The following is a 7,536-nucleotide window of genomic DNA, read 5'->3' as shown; positions in this document are numbered from 1 at the left end:
TCAGAGCACGGCTACTTTTAATATGTTTAAGCTACTCGCTCAAGCGCTGTCAAAGCAGTATCAGTTGATTGATTAAATTTTTTCACCGCTCTGCTTTCGCCTAATCTCATCTATCGTCAATAAACCGAAAGCAGAGCGCCGCAATATCAACATGGCAAGAGCGAAGCCCTCATCTATTCAGCTTACTACCGCCATACTCTTTCATTGTAGAGTTATATCGTTGTGTAGCGGCCTATTAGCAAGGCCTGGGGTATACCAACAGGTCTAATGCGAAAGTGATGATGTTTCCAAAGGCACGTGCTCTTCATTTACTGGCGCTACTGTGGCACATAAAAATAACACCCCAAAAAGGAGTACCGTGCCCGCAGCAGGAAGCAAATTGACCCAAAGCAGTGTTTTAGACAGGCGAGCATCAGACAAGCGTTTTGCCATCAGCGCCAGCAGAGCGTAGATGCCGAGCAGCGCATTAAAGATCCATACCAAATGAAAACTAAATGCACCCGAAACAATGCTGATTAACCCTAGCAAACCTTGGCTTATCAAAATAAGTGCGGCTAAAAAACCCAACCCCAAACCAAATTGCATTCTTGAAATTCGGCCGCGAAAAGAGAGCATTAACCATATCCAGTACATCACAATAACCTTATATCGTTCTGTTCTTATTCATTTATGCACAATCAGATATTCTTCATATGCAAACTTACCGCGCACAGGCCGTAAATAATAGAGGCTGAATGAACAGCCTCTGGGAATTATTGAATAAAAACAGACTCAAACATATCAGGTAATAACCTGATGGCAGTTACAGTAACGGACGCTGACTCCGCTGGATCCAGCGCATCAGTAGGCGATCTGCCCCTTTTTCTGCGCTATGTGCTAATTTATCTGTAAGCTTTTTCCGCAAAATATAACGGACTTCGAGTACATCTTTTTCAGCCATCTCGCGCAACAAGATATCGTCACTTGCTGCAATTTCATCAACCAGCCCCAATGCCAAGGCCTGTTCACCGAACCAATGTTCACCGGTAGCGACATGATCAATGTTTAAACTAGGACGATGCTGGGTCACAAAATTCTTAAACAGCTGATGTGTATCCTCCAAATCCTGACGGAATTTCTCACGGCCTTTATCGGTATTTTCACCGAGCATAGTCAAGGTGCGTTTGTATTCACCGGCAGTCATCAGCTCAATATCAATATCGTTCTTTTTGAGTAAACGGTGAATATTGGGGATCTGAGCCACAACACCGATTGAACCGATAATCGCAAATGGGGCAGAAACAATATGATCGGCCACACATGCCATCATATATCCTCCACTGGCCGCCACTTTATCCACTGTGACTGTCAGCTTGATCCCCTTTGCCTTGATCCGTGCCAATTGCGAAGAAGCCAGCCCATAACCATGTACCACACCACCTGGGCTCTCTAAACGTAGCAGAACCTCATCTTTTTCAGTAGCAATGGCAAGTACGGCAGTCACTTCTTCACGCAGTGAAGCAACTTCATGTGCATCCATACTGCCTTTAAAATTCAGCACATAGACACAAGGTTTAGCATGCTCAGGTGTGCTGTTTAGCTGCTTTCCAGCCGATTCATCTGTATTTTCCGGCGTTATACTCGCATCAGCAGTCTTAGTGGCTTTCTCTGCCTCTTTTTCGGCTATTTTTTCTGCTTTCTTACGCTCTTTTTCCTTTATTTTATCGGCTTTTTTCTGTTTTTTACGTGCAATTTTCAACGCATGTTCATCAAGACGCAGCTCTTTAAGCTCATCCACCAATTCACGGTGCTGTTGCCCTAAATCGGTGATTTGCAACTCACCACGCTTGTTCGGTTTGTTACGCTGTGCCAGCCCGAATACCAGTACCAGCAAGCCGCCGATTACGGCAAATACTGTCACTGCTTTGGCTAAAAACACGCCATATTGGTACAAAAATTCCACGGTTAATCCTTAGATTCAAAATGTCATTTTTACATCGTAACAAAAGCAGGCTGAATGCCCAATGTCGCGATAAAAATACAATCTGGGTACAATAGACAAACCATCACGTTGATGCATTAAATTTACTGAGAGAAGAGGGTGTTACGTGGAATATCAAGCGCCTAACCATCTGCTAGAAAATAAAGTGATTTTGGTCAGCGGTGCCGGCGACGGTATCGGCAAGGAAGCGGCTCTCAGCTATGCTCGGCATGGCGCAACCGTGATATTACTGGGAAAAACCGTACCCAAACTCGAAGCGACCTATGATCAGATTGTGGCTGAAGGTGGCGCAGAGCCTGCGATTATGCCGCTGGATCTGATGGGAGCGACCCGCCAGCACTATCAGGATATGGCCGACGTGATTCGGACACAGTTTGGCCGCCTTGATGGTGCGCTGCTCAATGCCGGTATTCTGGGTGTGCTCTCGCCCATGGCGCAATATGAAGAGAAAATCTGGCGAGAGGTGATGCAGGTGAATGTCAATGCGCAGTTTTTACTGTCGCAGGCACTGCTCCCCTTACTGCAACTTGCACCGTCGGCATCACTGATCTTTACCTCATCAAGCGTAGGTAAAAAAGGCCGAGCATTTTGGGGCGCTTATGCGGTATCAAAATTTGCAACCGAAGGGATGATGCAGGTGTTGGCCGATGAGCTGGAAAACAGTGCAGTACGGGTTAACTGTATTAACCCAGGTGGTACACGTACCAAAATGCGAGCCAGTGCGTTTCCGGCTGAAAATGCAGAGTTGCTAAAAACCCCTGCCGATATTATGCCGCTGTATCTGTACTTAATGGGGGATGACAGCCAACATGAAAGCGGAAAGAGCTTTGATGCACAGCCAAACCGCTTACCGGGTGCTGCACGCTAATGTATAGCCGCTCGGGGTAATATCAGTTTTTGTGATACCTCTATTTATCATATCACGGCTGAAAATATCGAAAAAAAAGCCTGCATCTCTTAACAAGCTTGCAGGCTTTTTTATTATGAATCTGTCTATTGCATTTTGGTTTATCACAAATGCAGATGTTACCGCATAGGGATAATACAAGCCCTACGCATCATGCTATAGGGCTTTAACATCACTTACGCCGGACGGCGCGGGCGACGCTGCTTTTGTTGCTGCTGTTGCTGTGCATGGCGACGTACCGCACGGCGGATCTGATTTGGATTACGCTGACGGCGCTGATGCTCTACCGCTACTTTAGACTGGGTTTCAGCATTGAGGCCAACCAGTTCGCGCAAGTAGTTTACATCTTTGAGCTCAAGCTCAGACCAGCCACCACGTGGAACCAGTTTTGGCAGCTTGATATCACCGTAACGCACACGGATCAGACGGCTCACCTGCACGCCTTGTGATTCCCACAAACGGCGCACTTCACGGTTACGGCCTTCAGTCAGTGTGACATTAAACCACTGGTTAATGCCCTCTCCGCCTTGGAATTTGATGGTTTTAAACGATGCCGGACCATCTTCCAGTTGCACACCTAAACGCAGGCGTTGCAGCATAGGATCATCAACGGCACCAAAAACACGCACTGAGTACTCACGCTCAACTTCCTGACTTGGGTGCATCAGGCGGTTGGCCAGCTCACCGTCAGTGGTGAACAGCATCAAACCCGAGGTGTTCACGTCCAGACGGCCTACGGCAATCCAGCGGGCACCCTGCATACGTGGCAGACGATCAAAGACTGTCGGGCGGCCATCGGGATCTTTACGGGTACACAACTCACCTTCTGGCTTGTAATACGCCAGTACACGGCAGATAACGTCATCTTTTTCTTTAATCGATACCAGATGCCCGTCGATACGCACTTTCAGTGATTGACTTGGCTCAACACGATCACCGAGTGTCGCAATTTTACCGTCGATACTGACACGGCCCTGTCCGATGATGGCTTCTATTTCACGGCGTGAACCGTGGCCAGCGCGGGCCAATACTTTTTGCAGTTTTTCGCTCATAGGAGCCAACCTCTTTATTGTCGCCTTCACAGGCGTCGTTCACTGTGTCTACCGTTACTGGCAGCCTGAGTTCAACAGCATTTCTGTCTTCTGTTCAGGCTTATGCACACACTTTTATCTGTACATGATCACTGCGGTGTACGGTGTACAACGCAGTGATGTATTGCCAGTATGACGGAGTAATTCGGTTCTGCCAGATACACCGATTATTAAAGGCATAACGGGTACATAAAGGGCAGAAAATGGGGCAGCATCATACCCGATGCAGCGCATGCCAGCAATCAATCAACGATCAATCGTTAACAATCACTGAAATGGTGTACTGTCGGCTGAACCTTCACGCACGATGACCGGTGAGTCTTCGGTCAGATCAATCACGGTGGTCGGCTGTTGCCCCAGATAACCGCCATTGATAATTAAATCAACCTGATGCTCTAGATTATCGCGGATCTCTTCAGGGTCTGACTCTGCAAAATCATTGCCCGGTAAGATCAGTGATGTTGACATCAAAGGCTCACCGAGCGCTTCAAGCAGGGCTTGAGCAATGGCGTTGTTTGGCACCCGCAAACCAATGGTTTTACGTTTTGGTGTCATCAGGCGACGCGGCACTTCTTTCGTCGCCTTCAAAATGAAGGTATAGGCGTTAGGCGTGTTATTTTTGATCAACCGAAAGGCCGAGTTACTCACCTGTGCATACAGAGAAAGCTCTGATAAATCGCGGCAAACCAGTGTAAAATTATGTTCAGGATCAAGCTGGCGTAAACGCACAATACGATCCATCGCGTGTTTATCACCGACCATACAGCCCATGGCATAGCCTGAGTCAGTCGGATAAACAATCACTGCACCTTCGCGCAGCAGGGTCACTGTCTGATTAATCAGACGAGTTTGCGGGTTATCTGGATGGATATAAAAAAACTGGCTCATGCTCTCTCCGAACCTGTCACTGCCACACAGCACTGTTGATCAAACAGTCATAGAATCAGATGGTAATTGATCAGACGGCAATAACCATGAATCCCAGACAGGGGTACAATCAGCCGGTAGCCATAATTTCCGTCCGAGCTCTATCCAAGCACAGGGTTGATGAAAATCAGAACCTTGTGACACTGACAGGTGATACTCTTTTGCATACGCAGCTAACTGGCTGCGCTCATGCGGCGCTTGCTGACACTGCGCCACTTCAATGGCATCTCCGCCTGCATTAGCAAAGGCATTCAGCAGGTTTTTCAGCCATTTAGCAGATAATCCATACCGAGCAGGGTGCGCTAAAACGGCTTGTCCGCCTGCGGCATGAATGGTGCTAATCGCTTGATTTATTGTACACCATTGTGGCGGAACATATCCGATTTTCCCTTTTGCCAGATATTTCTTAAATACGCCCTGCATGGTACTGGCAATACCCAATTCAACCAGATAGCGCGCATAGTGCCCCCGACTAATTGCACTGCCCTGTGCATACTTTTGCGCACCGGCAAGTGCATCGGGAATGCGGTGTTTTTCCAGCCGAACCGCTATTTCAACAGATCGAGCGTGGCGCTTTTCCTGCTGTTCGGCAATTAACTGCTGTAACGGCAGAGATTCAGGGTCAATATTTAGCCCGACAATATGGATCTCGATGTTTTCCCAGCACGTAGAAAGCTCTATGCCGTTAATGAGCTGCAATGGCAGTTGAGCATCGGTTATCGTCTGCCGAGCTTCTGCTAACCCGCTGACCGTGTCGTGATCAGTTAATGCTAATACGTTGACCTGCTGCGCCACCGCGCGCTGTACCAATTCAGTCGGCGTTAAACTGCCATCAGAGGCGGTGCTGTGGCTGTGCAAATCAAACAGAGGAAAACGATCACGTAAGGATTCAGTCATTACTATTCCGGTTACTCAACAGAAGGCATTACATTCCACCAACAGAGTCACCGTACCGCGACAACATCCGTTGCTTTATCACAAAATACACTTTTATGTGCTTATGATCTCATTTTATCGCAGCATCTTATGATTAACAGCGTTTAGCGCTACGGCATGATAGAAAAACAACCAAAAACAGGTTGACAAAGCATCAATGTATCAGCTTAATAGTACAAAAGGCGCACGGAGTTTAATAATGCAGCAGACAGACCGTAATACCCCGATGACTTGCAATGTTAAAAGTGTTAATCATTACGGTTGGCGCAACTCTCTCTGTGCGGGCGCTGTTTGGGTCTTTTCTTGATGCTCTAAGAATTTTCCTTTGAACAGACCAAGCCCGCTGATGCGGGTTTTTTTATCCTTTTTAAACAGTTAACGGAATAACAGTGAGGGCATATGCCAGTAAAACCACAGATACAGGTCTTTTGCAGAGATGTTCCCTATTACGCTGATCCTACGCGGGTATTTGAGGCCTTGTGTGGGGAAAACCCTGCAACCTTGTTACTTGATTCAGCTGAAATCAACAGCAAAAAAAATCTAAAAAGCCTGTTGTTAGTTGATGCAGCGGTCAGATTAGAGTGCCGTGAAAATCAGGTTATGTTACAGGCACTGTCTGATAACGGGCTACGTGTGCTCGATATCCTGCAACAAGCGTTAGCGTCCGCAGAGCTGACCGCTGGCGTAATACAGCAGCGTAACGCTGCACAGTTAACCCTGCACTTTGTGCAAGACGATACCGCACAAGATGAAGACTCACGGCTAAAAAGCGTTTCAGTGTTTGACAGTTTACGGGCGATATTACAGGGTATTGAAAGCCCTGCCGAACACCCTGAAGCACTGTTTATCGGCGGGCTATTTTCATACGATTTAGCCGCACAATTTGAGCCGATGCCGACCGTACAACATGATCAGCGTTGCCCTGACTTTTGTTTCTATATCGCAGAAACGCTATTAATTATGGATCACCAGCATCAGCGGGCGCATGTACAAACCTCGGCATTTGCCAGCTGTGTGCATGAACAACAGCGGCTGGCCAACCGCCTGCTAACCATTTACCAACAGCTACAAACGCTGCCGACTGCCCTACCCGCTCCGGCACTGACGCAGAGTCTGTTGACGGTTAGCCACTCTGATCTGCAATTTTGCCAAACCGTTGAAGCATTAAAAGCACATATTCAATGTGGGAATATTTTTCAGGTTGTGCCATCACGCCGCTTTAGTTTGCCCTGCCCAAACCCGTTATCCGCCTACCGTGAACTGAAACAGAGCAACCCCAGCCCATATATGTTTTTTATGCAAGATGCACTCTTTACGCTGTTCGGCGCATCACCAGAAAGCGCGCTGAAATTCACTGCCACCAGCCGTCAGGTTGAAATTTACCCGATTGCCGGTACGCGGCCACGTGGTAAAACCCCTTCCGGCACGCTGGATTATGATCTGGACAGCCGCTTAGAGCTGGATTTACGGTTGGATAAAAAAGAGCTGGCAGAGCACATGATGCTGGTTGACTTAGCCCGTAATGATGTGGCGCGCATCAGCGAGCCGGGTAGCCGTTACGTGGCCGATCTGCTGCACGTTGACCGCTATTCCCACGTCATGCACTTGGTTTCGCGGGTTATCGGGACATTACGCTACGATCTTGATGCGCTGCACGCTTATCAGGCCAGTATGAATATGGGCACGCTTACCGG

At 47.9% G+C, this 7,536-nt stretch carries 8 protein-coding genes; 3 read left to right on the top strand and 5 right to left on the bottom strand.

The annotated features are described in order from the left end of the window. A partial coding sequence (locus ACRC27_RS09250) for a DUF2498 family protein (RefSeq protein ID WP_438639746.1) occupies nucleotides 1-76 on the top strand: 76 nt, incomplete at its 5' end. Nucleotides 77-264: 188 nt separating this feature from the next. Here the strand turns inward: ACRC27_RS09250 and ACRC27_RS09245 are convergent. Both ACRC27_RS09245 and sohB read right to left on the bottom strand, forming a co-directional pair. Continuing rightward, nucleotides 265-633, bottom strand: a complete 369-nt coding sequence (locus tag ACRC27_RS09245) for a DUF805 domain-containing protein (RefSeq protein ID WP_438623420.1) — start codon at nucleotides 631-633, stop codon at nucleotides 265-267. 169 nt (nucleotides 634-802) lie between these two features. Next, entirely contained in the window at nucleotides 803-1,942 is a 1,140-nt protein-coding gene (gene sohB, locus ACRC27_RS09240; RefSeq protein WP_438639745.1) for a protease SohB, read from the bottom strand. 145 nt (nucleotides 1,943-2,087) lie between these two features. On the opposite strand from sohB, the gene ACRC27_RS09235 reads away from it, so the two are divergent. Next, on the top strand, nucleotides 2,088-2,849 hold the full coding sequence (locus ACRC27_RS09235; protein WP_438639744.1) for a YciK family oxidoreductase: 762 nt from the start codon (nucleotides 2,088-2,090) through the stop codon (nucleotides 2,847-2,849). Nucleotides 2,850-3,064: 215 nt separating this feature from the next. Here ACRC27_RS09235 and rluB read toward each other — a convergent pair whose 3' ends face one another. The 3 genes from rluB to rnm form a co-directional block, all read right to left on the bottom strand. Continuing rightward, entirely contained in the window at nucleotides 3,065-3,940 is an 876-nt protein-coding gene (gene rluB, locus ACRC27_RS09230) for a 23S rRNA pseudouridine(2605) synthase RluB (RefSeq protein WP_438623423.1), read from the bottom strand. A 306-nt stretch (nucleotides 3,941-4,246) separates the two neighbouring features. Continuing rightward, entirely contained in the window at nucleotides 4,247-4,867 is a 621-nt protein-coding gene (locus ACRC27_RS09225; protein ID WP_438623424.1) for an L-threonylcarbamoyladenylate synthase, read from the bottom strand. A gap of 39 nt (nucleotides 4,868-4,906) precedes the next feature. Further along, a complete protein-coding gene (gene rnm, locus ACRC27_RS09220; RefSeq protein WP_438628930.1) occupies nucleotides 4,907-5,803 on the bottom strand; it encodes an RNase RNM in 897 nt (298 codons plus the stop codon). A 438-nt stretch (nucleotides 5,804-6,241) separates the two neighbouring features. Between rnm and ACRC27_RS09215 the strand changes: the two genes are divergently transcribed. Next, the coding region (locus tag ACRC27_RS09215; RefSeq protein WP_438639743.1) for an anthranilate synthase component 1 at nucleotides 6,242-7,536 on the top strand (1,295 nt) is incomplete at its 3' end.

This window comes from Plesiomonas sp. (assembly GCF_051650925.1).
Lineage (GTDB): Bacteria > Pseudomonadota > Gammaproteobacteria > Enterobacterales > CAMTGL01 > Plesiomonas.
The sequence above is the reverse complement of the archived record's forward strand: the minus strand, read 5'-3'. Positions and strand labels throughout refer to the sequence as shown.

Excerpts from the sequence above, each read along its gene's own strand:
- ACRC27_RS09245 (WP_438623420.1), bottom strand. The coding sequence starts at position 633 with ATGTACTGGATATGGTTAATGCTCTCTTTTCGCGGCCGAATTTCAAGA.
- rluB (WP_438623423.1), bottom strand. The coding sequence starts at position 3,940 with ATGAGCGAAAAACTGCAAAAAGTATTGGCCCGCGCTGGCCACGGTTCA.
- ACRC27_RS09225 (WP_438623424.1), bottom strand. The coding sequence starts at position 4,867 with ATGAGCCAGTTTTTTTATATCCATCCAGATAACCCGCAAACTCGTCTG.
- rnm (WP_438628930.1), bottom strand. The coding sequence starts at position 5,803 with ATGACTGAATCCTTACGTGATCGTTTTCCTCTGTTTGATTTGCACAGC.